Origin of the sequence: Litchfieldella anticariensis FP35 = DSM 16096 (genome assembly GCF_000409775.1) — a bacterium.
Taxonomy (GTDB): Bacteria; Pseudomonadota; Gammaproteobacteria; order Pseudomonadales; family Halomonadaceae; genus Litchfieldella; species Litchfieldella anticariensis.
The window spans coordinates 433,274-449,530 of the sequence record NZ_KE332392.1; the positions used below are offsets into that span (position 1 = coordinate 433,274).

The 16,257-nt window shown below is 58.4% G+C and carries 14 protein-coding genes; 10 read left to right on the forward strand and 4 right to left on the reverse strand.

The genetic code is table 11. From position 1 onward, the window contains the following. Positions 1-95: 95 nt before the first annotated feature. The 8 genes from parC to leuA all read left to right on the forward strand — a co-directional run bounded on the left by parC (position 96) and on the right by leuA (position 10,194). Positions 96-2,348, forward strand: a complete 2,253-nt coding sequence (gene parC / locus L861_RS17555; RefSeq protein WP_016417987.1) for a DNA topoisomerase IV subunit A — start codon at positions 96-98, stop codon at positions 2,346-2,348. Between the two features lie 106 nt (positions 2,349-2,454). After that, on the forward strand, positions 2,455-3,675 hold the full coding sequence (gene serB / locus L861_RS17560; protein ID WP_016417988.1) for a phosphoserine phosphatase SerB: 1,221 nt from the start codon (positions 2,455-2,457) through the stop codon (positions 3,673-3,675). 77 nt (positions 3,676-3,752) lie between these two features. After that, positions 3,753-4,001, forward strand: a complete 249-nt coding sequence (locus L861_RS17565) for a TIGR02647 family protein (protein ID WP_016417989.1) — start codon at positions 3,753-3,755, stop codon at positions 3,999-4,001. An 86-nt stretch (positions 4,002-4,087) separates the two neighbouring features. Further along, positions 4,088-5,776, forward strand: coding sequence for an HD domain-containing phosphohydrolase (locus L861_RS17570; RefSeq protein WP_016417990.1), 1,689 nt, complete (start codon positions 4,088-4,090; stop codon positions 5,774-5,776). Positions 5,777-5,874: 98 nt separating this feature from the next. Beyond that, positions 5,875-6,702 carry an ion transporter gene (locus L861_RS17575; protein ID WP_016417991.1) on the forward strand — a complete coding sequence of 276 codons (828 nt, stop codon included), beginning with the start codon at positions 5,875-5,877 and terminating at the stop codon, positions 6,700-6,702. Between the two features lie 88 nt (positions 6,703-6,790). Continuing rightward, positions 6,791-7,837 (forward strand): M4 family metallopeptidase, encoded by a 1,047-nt coding sequence (locus tag L861_RS17580; RefSeq protein WP_016417992.1) that lies wholly within the window; start codon positions 6,791-6,793, stop codon positions 7,835-7,837. Next, positions 7,834-8,166, forward strand: a complete 333-nt coding sequence (locus L861_RS17585) for a protealysin inhibitor emfourin (protein WP_016417993.1) — start codon at positions 7,834-7,836, stop codon at positions 8,164-8,166. Before L861_RS17580 ends, L861_RS17585 begins: the two co-directional genes overlap by 4 nt. Before the next feature lie 318 nt (positions 8,167-8,484). Next, positions 8,485-10,194 (forward strand): 2-isopropylmalate synthase, encoded by a 1,710-nt coding sequence (gene leuA / locus L861_RS17590; RefSeq protein WP_016417994.1) that lies wholly within the window; start codon positions 8,485-8,487, stop codon positions 10,192-10,194. Between the two features lie 96 nt (positions 10,195-10,290). Here leuA and epmB read toward each other — a convergent pair whose 3' ends face one another. Continuing rightward, positions 10,291-11,349 (reverse strand): EF-P beta-lysylation protein EpmB, encoded by a 1,059-nt coding sequence (epmB, locus tag L861_RS17595; protein WP_016417995.1) that lies wholly within the window; start codon positions 11,347-11,349, stop codon positions 10,291-10,293. A gap of 104 nt (positions 11,350-11,453) precedes the next feature. On the opposite strand from epmB, the gene efp reads away from it, so the two are divergent. Beyond that, positions 11,454-12,020: an elongation factor P gene (gene efp / locus L861_RS17600; RefSeq protein WP_016417996.1), complete on the forward strand. Its 567-nt coding sequence runs from the start codon at positions 11,454-11,456 to the stop codon at positions 12,018-12,020. Positions 12,021-12,223: 203 nt separating this feature from the next. Next, complete coding sequence (epmA, locus tag L861_RS17605; RefSeq protein WP_016417997.1) at positions 12,224-13,195, forward strand: EF-P lysine aminoacylase EpmA; 972 nt, start codon at positions 12,224-12,226, stop codon at positions 13,193-13,195. Here the strand turns inward: epmA and asd are convergent. The 3 genes from asd to rsgA all read right to left on the reverse strand — a co-directional run bounded on the left by asd (position 13,179) and on the right by rsgA (position 16,248). Beyond that, positions 13,179-14,063, reverse strand: coding sequence for an archaetidylserine decarboxylase (gene asd / locus L861_RS17610; RefSeq protein ID WP_035568784.1), 885 nt, complete (start codon positions 14,061-14,063; stop codon positions 13,179-13,181). The two genes, epmA and asd, sit on opposite strands and share 17 nt — an antisense overlap. A 263-nt stretch (positions 14,064-14,326) precedes the next feature. Beyond that, the gene (locus L861_RS17615; protein ID WP_016417999.1) at positions 14,327-15,157 is read right to left on the reverse strand and encodes a sulfurtransferase; all 831 of its coding nucleotides are present in this window, start codon (positions 15,155-15,157) and stop codon (positions 14,327-14,329) included. Between the two features lie 71 nt (positions 15,158-15,228). Further along, entirely contained in the window at positions 15,229-16,248 is a 1,020-nt protein-coding gene (rsgA, locus tag L861_RS17620) for a small ribosomal subunit biogenesis GTPase RsgA (RefSeq protein ID WP_016418000.1), read from the reverse strand. Between the last annotated feature and the right edge of the window lie 9 nt (positions 16,249-16,257).

Sequence of the window (16,257 nt, forward strand, 5' to 3'; positions counted from 1 at the left end):
TTTCAGCTTATAGCTTAAAGCTTACAGCTCATCACAGAGGTTGAAGGGGGCGCAGCCCTCGACGATTCCACAAGTGTGAACAAGGCTACCGTGCTATGACCATGGATATCCAAGTGGCGGAGGGCGATGTCGAACGCCTCTCGCTGCGCGAATACACCGAAAAGGCGTACCTCGACTATTCGATGTACGTGATTCTCGACCGGGCGTTGCCGCATATTGGCGACGGCATGAAACCGGTGCAGCGGCGCATCGTCTATGCGATGCGTGAGCTGTCGCTGACTGCCAACGCCAAGTACAAGAAGTCGGCGCGCACCGTTGGCGATGTGCTCGGCAAGTTCCACCCGCACGGTGACAGTGCCTGCTATGAAGCCATGGTGCTGATGGCCCAGTCCTTCAGCTACCGCTACCCATTAGTGGATGGCCAGGGCAACTGGGGGAGTCCCGACGATCCCAAGTCGTTCGCGGCGATGCGCTACACCGAAGCGCGATTGTCGAAGTTTTCGGAGATACTGCTGACCGAGCTTGGTCAGGGCACTGTGGATTGGACGCCCAACTTCGACGGCACCATGAATGAACCCGTGGTGTTGCCGGCGCGTTTGCCGCATGTACTACTCAATGGCGGTACCGGCATCGCGGTGGGCATGGCTACCGACATCCCGCCGCACAACGTCAACGAAGTGGTCGAAGCCACTTGCCACCTGTTGCGTCACCCTCAGGCGACGACGACAGAGCTGGTCAAGTACCTGCCAGCACCGGACTTTCCCACCGCAGCCGAGATCATTACGCCACCTGAGGAACTGCTCAAGGTCTACGAGAGTGGGCGTGGTTCGGTCAAGCTGCGTGCCCGCTACATCCAGGAAGACGGTAACGTGGTGATCACCGCGTTGCCCTATCAGGTCAGTGGGGCCAAGGTGCTGGAACAGATTGCCGCCCAGATGCAGTCGAAGAAACTGCCGATGGTTGCCGATCTGCGTGACGAGTCGACCCATGAGGATCCGACGCGGCTGGTGATCGAGCCTCGCTCCAACCGGGTCGATGTCGAGGCACTGATGGCTCACCTGTTCGCTACCACCGACCTCGAGAAGAATATCCGCGTCAACATGAACGTGATCGGTCTCGATGGTCGGCCACGTGTGATGCCCTTGCCGGCCATGCTTGGTGAGTGGCTGCGTTTCCGGCGTACCACGGTGCGTCGGCGCCTCGAGTACCGTCTGGGCAAGGTCGAGGATCGCCTACACATTCTTGAGGGCCTGTTGATCGCCTACCTCAACATCGATGAGGTGATCCGCATCATCCGCGAGGAGGACGAGCCCAAGGCGGCATTGATGAATACCTTCGGTCTCAGCGATCGTCAGGCCGAGGCGATCCTCGAACTACGGCTGCGTCACTTGGCCAAGCTCGAGGAAATGAAGATCCGTGGCGAACAAAGTGACCTCGAGGCCGAGCGTAAGCGCCTCAAGGAGCTACTGGGTAACGACGCAGCGCTGACCGACCTGATCGAGCAGGAGATCCGCGAGGCTGGCAAGGAACATGGGGATGCGCGCCGTTCGCCGCTGGTCGAACGCGAGGGCGCTCGGGCGTTGTCCGAGGTCGAACTGCTGGGCGCTGACCCCATTACCGTGGTGCTCTCTGAGAAGGGCTGGATTCGCAGTGCCAAGGGGCATGAGATCGATCCCACCGGCCTCTCCTACAAGTCTGGAGACCGTTTCCATCTTGCGGCACGCGGCAAGACCAACCAGCCATTGGTGTTGCTCGATGAGGGTGGGCGCGCCTACACGCTGACCGCGCATAACCTACCTAGTGCCCGTAGCCAGGGCGAACCGGTATCTGGGCGGGTCAATACCGCAGCGGGGATGCATATGATGGGGTTGATGCTTGCCCCTCCCGATACTCGCTATCTATTGGCATCCGATGGCGGTTATGGCTTTATCGCGGTGCTTGACGATCTGATCGGCAAGAACAAGTCGGGGAAGGCAGTGCTATCGTTGCCCAAGGGCTGCAATGTCTTGCCGCCGCAACGCATTCCTAGCGGAGAGGGGGGCAGTGTGGTGGCGGTTTCCAATGAAGGCCGCATGTTGGTCTTCGATCTGACGCAGTTGCCCGAGATGGCCAAAGGCAAGGGCAACAAGATGATCGACATCCCCGGTGCACGAGCGGCCCGGCGTGAGGAATTCGTGCGTGATCTGGTGGTATTGCCCGTGGGCGCATCGCTGGTAGTACACGCCGGCAAGCGCAAGTTGACCCTCAAGCCCAGTGATCTGGATTATTATCGTGGTGAGCGAGGACGGCGTGGTAGCAAGTTGCCGCGTGGTTTTCAGAAGGTCGATAAACTAGAGGTAGACTCCTGAGCTTCGGGCTTCGGGCTTCGGGCTTCGGGCTTCGGGCTTCGGGCTTCGGCGAGCGGCTCGTGGCTCGTTGCCCGCCGCTCGCGGCCACTCATGAAATGAGGTTGCAATGACAAGACGAGTGTTGATCCGCGCCACCGGCGCTGCGCATCCTGGACAACTGGCGGGCCTGGGGCGGGCATTGGCCAGGAGCGGGGCCCGACTTCTCGACATCAACCAGAGTGTGACGTTTGGAATCCTGTCGTTGGAAGCGTTAGTGGGGCTTGATCATGACGTCGATCTTGAGACGGCGCTGAGTGCGGCTGGAGATACCTTGGGGCTCGATGTCCAGGCGATTCAGGTCAGCGCCGAGGACTACCAGCGCTGGAGCATCGAGGCCGGCCATCCACGCCTGATCCTGACACTGTTGGCACCGCACCTACCGGCTGGCATTCTCGCCGAGGTCGGTTGCCTGACCGCTGAGCATGGTTTGACGGTGGAGCTGATTCATCGTTTGTCCGGGCGTGAGCCTCTCGATGGCGGAGTTCCTCCTTACGGCGCTTGTGTCGAATGCTGGCTGCGCGGTGAAGAGGTAGACCTGGAAGCGCTGCGCGAGAAAGCCTTGGCATTGGGAGCCATGCATGGTGTGGATATCGCCATTCAGGAAGACTCGATCTGGCGCCGGCACCGGCGTTTGGTGTGCTTCGACATGGATTCGACCCTGATCCAGGCCGAGGTTATCGACGAGTTGGCACGCCGTCATGGGGTATACGATGACGTGGCAGCGGTCACCGAGCGTGCCATGCGGGGCGAGCTGGACTTTCAGCAGAGCTTTCGCGAGCGCATGGCCAAGCTCAAGGGGCTTGACGAAGCAGTGCTGGCCGAGATCGCTGAATCGTTACCATTGATGGACGGTGTCGAACGCTTGATGGTCCACCTCAAGCGCCTGGGCTATCGCACCGCCATTCTGTCCGGTGGCTTTACTTATTTTGCGCGTCATTTGCAGCAGAAACTGGGCTTCGATGAAATTCATGCCAACGAACTGGTCATCGAGAACGGCAAGGTGACTGGCGAGGTGCGTGAACCGATCCTGGATGCCGAGCGTAAGGCAACGTTGTTGCGCGAGATCGCTGAACGTGAAGGGTTGTGTCTCGAGCAGACCATTGCCGTGGGCGATGGTGCCAATGACCTGAAGATGCTGGCCAATGCCGGCTTAGGGATTGCCTTTCGCGCCAAGCCATTGGTAAGGCAGCAGGCTAGCCATTCGATCTCCACCTTGGGATTGGATGCCGTGCTGTATCTGATCGGTTACCGACAAGCCGACCTCGATGGCATCGCGACTCGGGAATAGAATCAAAAAATGCCATGGCTTGGCGTCGACATTCAAGGTAGTGTCAGAACATCATCGATAATGATAACGAGGACGCCATGGCTTATTCCCCTGAATTGCTCGAAGAGCTCAAGATACTTTGCCTGTTCAACCTGGCGACTACCCAGGAAGGCATCAAGGTACATTCCAACGCCGAACCGGAGGCGGTCGCCGCTACCCAGAGATTGCATGACAAAGGGCTGATCACCTTGTCCGATGGCGGTTACCTGACATCGCTGGGGCATGATGCCGCCCGGTATGCCCAGGATTTGTTGACGATACTCGAAACCACGAACGTCACGTCTTGAGTCGTGCGAGTAGTGTGCTAAAGTCCTGCGTCGATCTGTCGATAACAAATAGAAACAATTATTGACGTTACTGGGGTAGGGGCACGATGGCGCAGGAAAACGAAACCCATAGCCGGGTCGAACACCCGGGAGAATTACAGGCATTGCTTGAGGCGCTGACCCAGCCGGGGGGCGCCTCGTTGTTGTTCGATGCACCTGGCAGTGAACCCATTCCCGCTGTGGTGATGGAGGTCAAGCAGGGTGAGCCACTGCGAGTGGACATCACCGCGGTCGCTGAAATTGCTGAAGCGATCAAGCATGACAAGGCAGTACGCCTGATCGGCCAAGCCAATGGCGCCATGCTGCGCACCCCGCCGTTGGAACTCCTCGCCTGGGTGGGGAGTGAGGGACGAACGCAGTTCCTATGTGCCTTTCCCGATCATGTCGAGGTCATACATCGGCGACAGGTCTTTCGTGCCGAGTTGAGGCCTGGTATGGACGTGCGCGTAAGCCTGCTAACCGGCCGTGCCGACGCACCGATCAATGGTGCGCTCAGGAACCTTTCGCTGGGAGGCTGCCTACTCGAGCTACCACTGGCTGCAGCCATGACACTGCAGCCTGATCAGCCCGTGCAGTCGCTGGAATTGCGATTTCCCAATGAACAGCGGCTCGAGGTGCCGGCCACGTTGCGCCACGTACAGAGTGACAGCGAACAGCAACTGGTCAGAGTCGGTTGCGAGTTCAATGCCATCGATCTCCAGACCGAGCGGCGGCTGTGGTTCTATGTACGTGAAATCGAACGCGAAAGCGCGCGCTATGGCATGGAAGGTGATCGATCGTTGTCGCCTTCGCTGCTGTTCGAGCCCAAGGAGGTAGCCGCGAGTGTGCCGAGCCGTCCGCATGGAGCCGACTATGCAACGCCCATGGCGCGGCGTCTGGCCCGTGTGGCAGCCTATCTCGATAGTCAACTTCTGGAACTGCAGGAAGGTGGCAAGGTCGTGTCCCGAGACCTGTCTCGTTGTAGCGACCAGGTGTTGGGACTGCTCGAGGAGGATCGTGAGGCGGTACTCTTCGCTACCGTGTGCATGGTCGATGATCACCCCTTGGTACAGCATGGCATGGCGGTTGCCGTGCGATTGGCTGATTTGGCAGCCCACCAGGGGCATCCGCGTGATATGCGTAAGGCCATCATAGCCAGTGCGTTGGTACATGATCTTGGCAAGGCATTACTGCCGACCGACCTGCGACGCGCCTTTCACCTTACAGAGGAACAGAAGCGTCAGTTGGCAGAACACGTTGCCCTGCTCGAGGAGCGTCTGATCGACTGCCGCTGGCTCTCGGAGAGTGTGCGCACTTCGGTAGTGGGGGCGGTAAACGAGCGTCTCGATGGCAGCGGCTACCCGCAAGGGCTCAAGGAGGCACAGATCGAGACTCTGGCGCGTATGGCAGCGGTGGTCGATGTGGTCGATGCCATGGCACGGCCACGCCCTGATCGGCCGGCCAAGACCATCAGTCATATCTATCGCCATTTGCTTGGTCACGGTGAGCAATTCGATATCACTTGGGTGCAGCGTTACGTGAGTCATTTCGGATTGGTGCCGATCGGTTCCTTGGCGCGTTACGCCAATGGACAACTGGCCTGGATTCAACGCCTGGACCGGCAAGGTAAGCCGCGTCAGGTGCAGTTGACGACTACTGCCTCGTTGCTGGGTAACAACCTGGGAGACGTGCTGCGCGATGGCGAGATGGCTCGGCTGGGCAAGCTCGAGGCGCTGGTAGTACCGATGGCGAGATAAGAATGTCGCTTGAGTACCGACGGCTTGCGTAACGGGCTGGATAGCGGATAATTCCGCGCCATACCGTTACGGCTGAGCGTCAACGAGAACCACTCTTCATGATTACGTCCTTCACCATCTGGCAGGGCCGTTTCGAGCGGCTGCGCGCGAACAAGCTGTTCGAGACCTGCGTCATCGCGATCATCATCCTCTCGGCACTGCTGATAGGCGCCAAGACCTACGAGGAAACCAGTCACTTCGAACAGGTGCTGCTGGTTTTCGATATGGCGGTCACCGCCTTCTTCCTGGTCGAGATCCTAATCCGCATGGCCGCCGAGCGCCGTCTGCGCGATTTCTTCAGACAAGGCTGGAACATCTTCGACTTTCTAATCGTCATGGCCAGTCTGGTGCCGCTGGGTGATTCGGAAATGGTATTGTTGGCGCGGCTGTTACGTATTTTTCGCGTGCTGCGCCTGGTGTCGATGATTCCTGAACTGCGGATGCTGGTGACGGCACTCTTCAAGTCGATCCCGCGCATGGGCTACGTGGCCCTGCTGATGTTCATCATCTTTTACATCTACGGCGCCATCGGCAGTTTCCTGTTCCACGATGTCGACGAGAAACTATGGGGCAACATTGCGCTGTCGATGCTGACACTGTTCCAGGTGGCGACCTTCGAAAGTTGGGCTACCGCCGTGCTCTATCCGACCATGGAGCACTATCCCTATAGCTGGATCTACTTCTTGACGTTCATCTTCCTGAATGCCTTCGTTTTCTTGAACATGATGATCGGCATAGTGCTTGATGTGATGCAGAAGGAGAGCGTGCAAATCGAGTTGGAGAGTGGGGAAGGAGAAGCTGCCGAGCTTCACGGCCTGCGCCATGATGTCAGGGCCTTGCGTGAACAGCTTTCCCGCATGGAGGCCCTGCTGGAACGCGGCAAATAACCGTCGGGAACCTTTTGGTACTATCCTGGCCACAATATTCGCGGCTGCTTGTATGGTATGACACAGGATAGCGACCCAGGAGGGGAACATGCCCAATACCTCGCGCTCACATGCTCCACGGCGCTTCATGCCGCCATACATACTGGAGCGTATCGCCAGCAAGGGAAGCGACAGGCTGCGCGATTGCGCGCAACACACCTTGGTCGACGATCGACACTTCCGTGCGCGTCCTGGCGGGGCAAGCTTGCCGCCGGTGAGCCCTCAACCTGGCCAGTCGGTGCGTTACATCTATTCCGCTGAGCGGCAGCGGCGTCTGCCTGGCGTGTTGGTGCGTAGTGAAGGAGAGGGAGATAGCGGTGACCTGGCCGTCGACGAAGCCTATCGCTGGCTAGGCGCAACCTATCGGTTTTTTTGGGAAGTGCTCGAACGACACTCCATCGACGACCGGGGTATGGCGTTGCTCGGTACCGTGCATTATGGGCAGGATTACGAGAATGCTTTCTGGGACGGTACCCAGATGGTCTTCGGCGATGGTGACGGGGAACTGTTCAACCGCTTTACCATTGCCTTGGAGATAGTGGCTCATGAAATGGCTCATGGCGTGATCGAGCGCGAGGCCAGACTGGAGTACTTCTCCCAGGCGGGAGCACTCAACGAATCTCTGGCCGATGTCTTCGGCAGTCTGGTCAAGCAGTATGAACGTGGTGAAACTGCCGAACAGGCCGATTGGCTGATCGGTGAGGGGCTCTTCACCGATCAAGTGACGGGGCGTGCCTTACGCTCGATGGCCGAACCGGGTAGTGCCTATGACGATCCCATACTCGGTCGCGATCCCCAGCCGCGCCATATGGACAACTACGTCCTGACCGAAGAGGACAATGGTGGCGTGCATATCAATTCGGGGATTCCTAACCGTGCTTTCTATCTAGCGGCAATGGCGTTGGGCGGCCATGCATGGGAACATCTCGGGAGGGTCTGGTATGATACCTTGCTAGACCAGCGCCTGGGACAGCAAAGCGATTTCGCGACCTTCGCCGGATTGACGCTCGATAATACTCTGCGACGTTTCGGAGCCTCGAGTCCAGAGAGCCACGCAGTGAGAGACGCCTGGCGCGACGTGGGTATTCAGCCATGAATGAACCGCCGGCCCTGACTTCCTCCAGTGTGCTGCTCATTTCCCGTGAAGGGGGATTGGCGCACTTTCCCGGGCTGGCGAAACCACGACGCATCGTGTGTGCCGACTGCAGCGACCTCCAGCGTCAAGCATTACAACGTCTATTGCAGGAAGCGGTGCGTCGTTGCGCTGCAGAGAAATCGTCGGCGGGGGCCGATCGGCACGTTTTTCGATTACAGATCGGTGAAGAGGGCAAGGCGCCGTGCTGGACGCTAGAGATCATCGAAGAGCAGGCACCTCATGACCTGATCATGCTGTGGAAGCGAGGTGAAATAGGCTTTTCGCGATGATGTTTTCTTTCATTGGCTTGACAGAAGCTCGCCAGCCTGATTTTCTAAAGGCTATGGATATGACATTTCAACACCTGAGCCTAGACCTACGACTACTAACTGGCCACTGATCGAGCCAGGCGGTGTGCTGCGCATCGCATTTTCCAGTCAAGGTAAGCTGAGGTGCAAAATGTCAAAAACCATATCGATCCATCCGGGTTATCCCGCCAGCGCTAGCTGCCGCTGTCCTATTTCTGTCGACGCCCCGACATGCTTCGTGCTGTCGGGGCGTCGTCGTATTCAACCTTTGCCACGCGTCCAGCCCAAGGAGTCCACGTCATGATGCTCAGCGACCCGTCCGTCAAATACCGCCCTTTCGTCGCCGTCGATCTGCCGGATAGGCGGTGGCCCGATGCGCGTATCACCCGGCCGCCGCTGTGGTGCAGCGTGGATATGCGTGATGGCAACCAGGCCTTGATTGATCCCATGGACATGGAGCGCAAGCGGCGTTTCTTTGAAATGCTCGTCGAAATTGGCTTCAAGGAAATCGAGGTAGGCTTCCCCTCGGCTTCGCAGATCGACTTCGACTACGTACGCGAACTGATCGACAACGACCTGGTGCCTGACGACGTAACCATCCAGGTGCTGACCCAGGCCCGTCCCCATCTGATCGAACGAACCTTTGAGGCGCTCAAGGGTGCCAAGCGGGCCATCGTACACGTCTACAATGCCACCGATCCGCTGTTCCGCCGGGTGGTGTTCAACGTCGACAAACCAGAATGTATCAAGATCGCCTGCGATGCTACAGCGCAGATCAAGCAGTTGATGGCCGACAATCCGGAAACGGACTGGACCTTCCAATATTCACCAGAGCTGTTCACTTCCACCGAAATGGACTTCGCGGTGGAGATCGTCGAGGCAGTGATGGATACCTACGGCCCCACCGTAGATAAGCCGATGATCGTTAACCTGCCGGCTACGGTGGAAGTGGCGACCCCCAACAACTATGCCGATCAGATCGAGTGGTTCTGCCGCCACGTCAAGAATCGCGACAGCTTGATCGTTAGTGTGCATCCGCATAACGACCGTGGCACCGGGGTGGCGGCGGCGGAACTCGCCGTGATGGCGGGAGCTGATCGTGTCGAGGGCACATTGTTCGGTAATGGCGAGCGCACCGGTAACGTGGATATCGTGACGCTGGCCATGAATCTCTACACCCAGGGTGTGCATCCAGGACTCGATTTCTCCAATATCACACCGATCATGCGTGAGGTGGAGTACTGCAATCAGTTGCCGGTCCACCCGCGTCATCCCTATGTCGGCGACCTGGTGTTCACTGCCTTCTCCGGTTCTCACCAGGATGCGATCAAGAAAGGGATGGCCGAGCGTCGTCAAAATCCGGACGACATGTGGGCAGTGCCTTATCTGCCCATCGATCCCTTGGACGTAGGACGCAGCTACGAGGCAGTGATCCGCGTCAACAGCCAGTCCGGCAAGGGAGGAGTGTCCTATCTACTGGAGAGCGAGCACGGCATCGAGCTGCCACGGCGGTTGTCCATCGAGTTCAGCCAAGTGGTGCAAGAGGTCGCTGAGCGCACCGGCAAGGAGATTACCTCACAAATGATCTTCCAGGCATTCGCCGATGAGTATCTCGAGGCGACGTCACCCTATGCCTTGATCAACCATCGTCTGTCATCCGAGCCTGACAGCCCGCGTATTCATCTTGAGGCGGTCATCGAGGACGCAGGTCAACGCAAGACCATCGCCGGTGAGGGTAACGGGCCACTGGCATCCTTCATCAAAGCGCTGGCTGCCAATGGCATCGAGGCGGAGATCATCGACTACCATGAGCATGCCCGCGGTCAGGGAGCTGACGCTGAGGCTATCGCCTATGTGGAGGTGAGGGTTGGCAACAAGGCAGTGTTCGGGGTCGGTCTCGACCAGAGCATCACCAGTGCCTCGATGAAAGCGGTGATGAGCGCCTTGAACCGCCACCAAGCAGCCAATCAGCCGGCAGCGCCGAATGTCACGGCCGATACGTTAGCCTGAAGTCATTAGCTATAAGCTATAAGCTATAATCTATAAGTAAAACCCCATTGGTTGCAGCCAATGGGGTTTTACCGTTTTTCGGCTTACGGCTTACGGCTATAACGGCGTCTTACTGGCTTCGCCGGGTATCTCGCGCACCAGGGTCGGCATCAGGAAGCCGGGGAGTCGCGTACGCAGTTCCTCTACCAGGGATCTTGCTTCCTGATCGGGTACGTCGAAATGTGCGGCGCCGGCCACCGGGTCGAGCACATGCAGGTAATAAGGCAGTACGCCGGCTTCGAATAGCTGCTCCGACAGCTCGGCCAAGGTCTCGATACTGTCGTTCACTTCGCGTAGCAGCACGCTCTGATTGAGCAGCGTGACACCGATGTCCTTGAGACGTCGACAAGCCGCCATCACAGCATCATCGATTTCATTGGCATGATTGATATGCAACACCATCACTTTCTGTAGCCGCGTGGCGGAGAGCCAGTCGAGCAGTTCGGTGTCGATGCGATCGGGAATTACCACCGGTAACCGAGTGTGGATGCGCAGTCGCTTGATGTGGGGTATTGCCTCCAGTCGTTCGGTGAGCCAGCCGAGCTGGCGGTCGCTGGCTGCCAGCGGGTCGCCGCCGGAGAGAATCACTTCGTTGATGGAAGTATCGTCGTGAATATAGGCCAGGGTGTCGGACCACTGCGCCCGTGAAGGACTGTTCTCGTGATAGGGGAAATGGCGACGGAAGCAATAGCGGCAGTTGACGGCGCAGGTTGGACTGGCGATCAGCAATACCCGGCCATGATATTTGTGGATCAAGCCGCGGCGTGGTGTGTGCCCGCTTTCCTCCAGGGGGTCTTGCACGAAGCCCTGTATGGTGTTGCCCTCTGCCATCAGTGGCAGTACCTGGCGCAGCAGAGGATCGTGAGGGTCGCCACGGCGAATACGGCTCAAGTAGGCTTCGGGCACGCGGACTTCGAACAAGGTGTGGCCCATTTCGGCGCCAGGCAGCCAGCCTGGGTCGAGCTCCAGGCGGCGACAGAGTTCGCGTGGGTCGCGGATTGCTCCGGCCAGTTGTGCCTGCCAGCGCGTTTGTGGCTCATTCGATACGCTGATGAGAGCGGTATCGGCATGGCGGGGCGAGTCCGTCTGCACATTGGCGAGGCTTCGGGTTATCATGCGTGGCACCAATCCAATGAAGCGAAGGCCATGGGGCCTTCGTTGATGTATTCACGTGCGCGGCGTCATCATGACCTACCGCGCCCGGAAATCAGTGAGGAATCATGGCGAGCTATTCTACCAATGAATTCAAGGGCGGTCTGAAGGTCATGCTCGATGGTGACCCCTGCGCCATCGTGGAGAACGAATTCGTCAAGCCCGGCAAGGGCCAGGCCTTCAACCGCGTCAAGTTGCGCAACTTGCTGACCGGCCGTGTCTGGGAGCGTACCTTCAAATCGGGTGAGTCATTGGAAAGTGCCGATGTCCTCGACCTGGAAATGGAGTATCTCTATAACGACGGCGAGATGTGGCACTTCATGAAGACCGATGGCTCCTTCGAGCAGTACGCCGTGGACAAGAAGGCGCTGGGCGATACCGAGAAGTGGCTGAAGGAGCAAGTACCTTATACCGTGACATTGTGGAATGACAATGCCATCAGCGTCACGCCGCCCAACTTCATCGAACTCGAAGTGGTTGAGACCGACCCAGGATTGAAGGGCGATACCGCCCAAGGCGGTTCCAAGCCGGCGACCCTGTCGTCGGGTGCGGTGGTGCGGGTGCCGCTGTTCATCAATCAGGGCGAAGTGCTCAAGGTTGATACTCGTACTGGCGAGTATGTCTCCCGCGCCTGACAGTTCATTGTCAGAGCTATTGCGCTCGGTGATACGGCGTTAAAAACAGGCTCGCCATGCTCATTTACTATCGTAAACTCCGCTGGCTCGTCTGTTTTTGCCTTGTCTCACCATCGCTCATCACGCTCTGAACAACGGCTGTTCTTTTCAGATGGCCACGCTCGTTGGAGCGTGGCCAAGTCGTTTGAGAAGGGGAGGTTTCCATGGTGGACGATTGGCAGCCGTCGGCGACTATCGAGACGCTTCGCGAGCGGGCGCGTCTGCTCAATGAGGTGCGCCGTTTCTTTGCTGAGCGTGGCGTGTTGGAGGTGGAGACGCCGGTGTTGGGGCATGGCGGGAGCACCGATATTCATCTCGATTCGTTGTCGCTGACGGCGACAACTCCCGAGGGACGTGAGTCACTGTGGTTGCAGACGTCCCCGGAATTTCACATGAAGCGTCTGCTGGCGGCCGGCAGTGGGCCGATCTTCCAGCTTGCTCGGAGCTTTCGCGACGGGGAAGTGGGGCGCCGCCATAATCTTGAGTTCACCATGCTCGAGTGGTATCGGCCAGGATTCTCGCTGCTTGACCTGATTGACGAGACCGAGGCGTTGATTCGTCTGCTGCTGCCTACACTGGGGCCACGGCGGCAGCGCCGTTATCGTGAGCTGTTCCGTGAACGCCTGGCGATCGATCCCTTTACTGAGCCATTGCCAAAACTACGCCGCCTGGCAGGCGAGTATGGTGGCTTGGATATGGGCGACTCCTTGCGCGACGATTGCTTGGATCTGCTGATGAGCGTGGCGATCGAACCGTTGCTGGGAACTGACGGGCTTGACGTGGTGGTCGATTATCCTGCCAGTCAAGCGGCTTTGGCACGCAAGCACCGCGACACAGAGGACGGTGCCTGGGTGGCGTCACGCTTCGAGGTTTATGTGCAGACCCTGGAGCTTGCCAATGGCTATGACGAGTTGACCGATAGTGAGGAACAGGCAGTACGCTTTGCCGAGGATAATGCCAGGCGGCGCGGGTTAGGCAAGCCCGAGGTGGGTATCGACAGGCGGTTATTGGCCGCGCTCACTGCTGGTATGCCGGAGGGTTGCGGCGTGGCCCTGGGTATTGATCGCCTGATTCAACTGGCGCTGGGCAAAACCAGCGTGGCCGACGTGATGGCCTTCGCTACCCAGCGCTGCTAGCGGTGTCGTCGCCTTGGTAACGGATACGCTGTGTGGCAGGAAACTCGCCCAGGCGTTCTCCCATGCTGACCATGGAGTCCATGCTGATGTCGTCGAAATCGACTTCACGACTGAAGCACAATACCACGGTGGAACCAAGCTTGAAGCGCCCCATTTCAGCTCCCTTTTCCAAAGTAACGGTGGTATCGAAACGAATACGCTGTATTTCGCCGGACAGAGGGGTTATCTGGCCGGCCCATACCGTCTCGATGGCGGCAACGATCATGGCGCCTACCAGCACCATGGCCATGGGGCCATGTTCAGTGTCGAAGATGCACACCAAACGTTCGTTGCGGGCAAACAGTGCCGGTACATGGTTGGCCGTGGCTTGATTGACCGAGAAAATGCGCCCTGGAATATAGACCATCTCCTTGAGCGTGCCGGTCAGTGGCATGTGCACTCGGTGATAATCACGCGGGGAAAGATAGATAGTGGCGAAGCTGCCTTGTCGAAAGGGAGCGGCCCGATACATATCGCCGCCGAGCAGGCTGGTGATCGAGTAGGCCTGGCCTTTGGCCTGGATCAAGGTGCCGTGGTAGGTGCGTCCATATTGCGAGAGCGTGCCATCGGCGGGTGATACCAAACCGTCGCCGATGGGCCGGGCATCCGCTTTCAGCTTGCGGGTGAAGAAGTCGTTGAAACAGGTATAGGCTGTGGGGTCTGGTTCCTGGGCCTGTTGCATGTCGACATTGAAATGGCGAATGAAAGCTTTGATAAGCAAGTTCTTCAGCCAAGGAATACGGCACTCGGCGAACTGTCCCACCAAGCGCGAAATCAAGTGATGGGGGAGAGGGTACTGAATTAAGGCAAAGAGCTTGTCGAGGGTCACGGTAACCATCCATTCGATCGTGAGCACAGCACGATAACGACAAAGCTCATATCAGGCAATCCTGTTCACGGGCTACGCGCGGCCTATTGAATACCAATGATACCCTGTTACCGCTCAGCCGCCCTGTCGACCGGTTCGCGCAGAAAATCCGCGCTCCCACAAGGGCTTGAGTTGGCGATGTTGCCATGGTGGGAGCGCAATTCATTGCGCGATTGGCGCCGCCAGGTACTCCGGCAGCCCAGCAAAGCTCGTGGTGCCGCATATCAGTGTTCGATCGGGGTGTCATCACGATTGCCCCATTCTTTCCACGAACCGGCGTAAGCTCGCATCTTCTCGAAGCCCAGTGCTTTCCCTACCAGCCAGGTAAGACCACTGCGATGATGGCTCTGGCAGTGAGTGACCACTTCCATATCCGGTGTGAGACCCAATGCCTCGAGCTCGGTGATCAGTTCAGCGTAATCGCGAATGCGCAGACTGCGTGAGCGGTCCATGACGTCGATCCAATCCATGTTCACTGCGCCAGGGATATGCCCTAGATGCTTGTTCTGGCCTTTCTGGCCGTTGTACTCCTCCTGGGAGCGAGCATCCCAGATCGCGAAGCCTTTCTCACCCAGGCGTTCCAGAAGCTCCTCGATTTCGATACGGGTGTCGGGATTCAGAAACTCGGCTTCGTAGTCGCTGGGGCGTGGTGCATGCTCGGTAGTGGTTATCTCCAGCCCGGCCTCGCGCCAGGCATGGATACCGCCATTGAGGTATGAGTAGCGCTGGTGGCCGATTAGTTCCAGGGTCCACAATAATCGGCCGGCCCAACCACCACCTTCGTCATCATAGGCCACGACATGAGTATCTCGGGACAAACCAAGCGACGAGAACAGCGTCGATAAGGCAGCTTCGTCGGGTACATCGTTGGGAACCTCGCCGCTCCCATGCAGCAGACGGCGGTGATCGAGGTAAATGGCCCCCGGCACGTGTCCCTCGGTGTAGCTTTCGGCCTTGAGAGGTACGTCGATGATCAGCAACTGCGGGTCGTCGAGATGTTGGGCCAGTTGTTCGGGCTCGACGATCAAGGGTAGCAGGTTGTCTTCAGAGCTCATGACACACTCCTTCGGCGGGTGAGGATGTTTTGATGATGGCATAGCTGGCGGCAAGGCGGCGAGCAAGCGGCTCAACGTAAATCGTCGTCCAGGCTGTCGAGGATCTGGCGGTAGCTGGCGAAGCGTTCCGGGTGGATAGCGCCGCGTTCCACGGCGGCCAACAGAGCACAACCAGGCTCTGAACGATGACGGCAATCACGAAACCGACAGTGACCGAGGAACTCGCGGAACTCGATGAAACCTTCGGTAACTTGCCGCTCATCGAGATGAACGAGCCCGAACTCACGAATGCCCGGCGAGTCGATCAATTCGCCTCCGGCGGGAAGCTGGTAGAGCCGGGCGGTGGTGGTGGTATGGGTACCCTTGCGCGAGTCGCTGGAAAGTTCTCCGATCCGCAAAGCCTCGTCGGGGAGCAGGCGATCGATGAGTGAGGACTTGCCAACCCCACTTTGCCCAACGAATACCGAGGTACGACCAGTGAGTTGCCGATGCAACGCTTCGAGTCCATCGGCGTGCTGGGTGGAGGTGGTGACAACCGGATAGCCAAGCATCTCATAACGCTGCAGTAGCTCGTGCAGTTTCCCTCCGTCCTCGGGCAACAAATCGATCTTGTTCAGCACTAGTACGGGTGGAATGCCGGTAGCTTCGGCGGCGACCAGATAACGGTCGATAAGGTTGGCATATGCCACCGGCTCCACAGCGAAGACGATCAGTATTTGGTCGATGTTGGCGGCTACCGGCTTGAGCTGACCGCGAGCATCGGGACGCTCGAGCACATTGTCACGCTCGCCTCGCGCCACTACCACGCCACTACCATCGCTTCCTTCGCGCCAGACAACATGGTCGCCAGTCACCAGAGCATCGAGATTGGCCCTTAGATGGCAGCGGTACGTCCGGTCCTCGGTAGTGGAGCCGACTTCGAGGGTACGGCCAAAGTGAGCAATCACTCTCCCCAGGCGCTCGGGGCCATATGCACCGGCCTCGAGCTTGTCTTGATCCCTGGCATCGTGACGGGCGGCGCGAGCGGCTCGTTCAGCCTGGATCTTCTCGATGCGCCAGCGTTGTTGGCGGGATAACTTGCGTTTGCTCATGCGGCCCCA

Coding starts and splice junctions, on each gene's coding strand:
- parC (WP_016417987.1), top strand. CDS start 96: ATGACCATGGATATCCAAGTGGCGGAGGGCGATGTCGAACGCCTCTCG.
- efp (WP_016417996.1), top strand. CDS start 11,454: ATGGCGAGCTATTCTACCAATGAATTCAAGGGCGGTCTGAAGGTCATG.
- epmB (WP_016417995.1), bottom strand. CDS start 11,349: ATGATAACCCGAAGCCTCGCCAATGTGCAGACGGACTCGCCCCGCCAT.
- L861_RS17615 (WP_016417999.1), bottom strand. CDS start 15,157: ATGAGCTCTGAAGACAACCTGCTACCCTTGATCGTCGAGCCCGAACAA.
- serB (WP_016417988.1), top strand. CDS start 2,455: ATGACAAGACGAGTGTTGATCCGCGCCACCGGCGCTGCGCATCCTGGA.
- L861_RS17575 (WP_016417991.1), top strand. CDS start 5,875: ATGATTACGTCCTTCACCATCTGGCAGGGCCGTTTCGAGCGGCTGCGC.
- L861_RS17580 (WP_016417992.1), top strand. CDS start 6,791: ATGCCCAATACCTCGCGCTCACATGCTCCACGGCGCTTCATGCCGCCA.
- rsgA (WP_016418000.1), bottom strand. CDS start 16,248: ATGAGCAAACGCAAGTTATCCCGCCAACAACGCTGGCGCATCGAGAAG.
- leuA (WP_016417994.1), top strand. CDS start 8,485: ATGATGCTCAGCGACCCGTCCGTCAAATACCGCCCTTTCGTCGCCGTC.
- L861_RS17570 (WP_016417990.1), top strand. CDS start 4,088: ATGGCGCAGGAAAACGAAACCCATAGCCGGGTCGAACACCCGGGAGAA.
- L861_RS17565 (WP_016417989.1), top strand. CDS start 3,753: ATGGCTTATTCCCCTGAATTGCTCGAAGAGCTCAAGATACTTTGCCTG.
- L861_RS17585 (WP_016417993.1), top strand. CDS start 7,834: ATGAATGAACCGCCGGCCCTGACTTCCTCCAGTGTGCTGCTCATTTCC.
- epmA (WP_016417997.1), top strand. CDS start 12,224: ATGGTGGACGATTGGCAGCCGTCGGCGACTATCGAGACGCTTCGCGAG.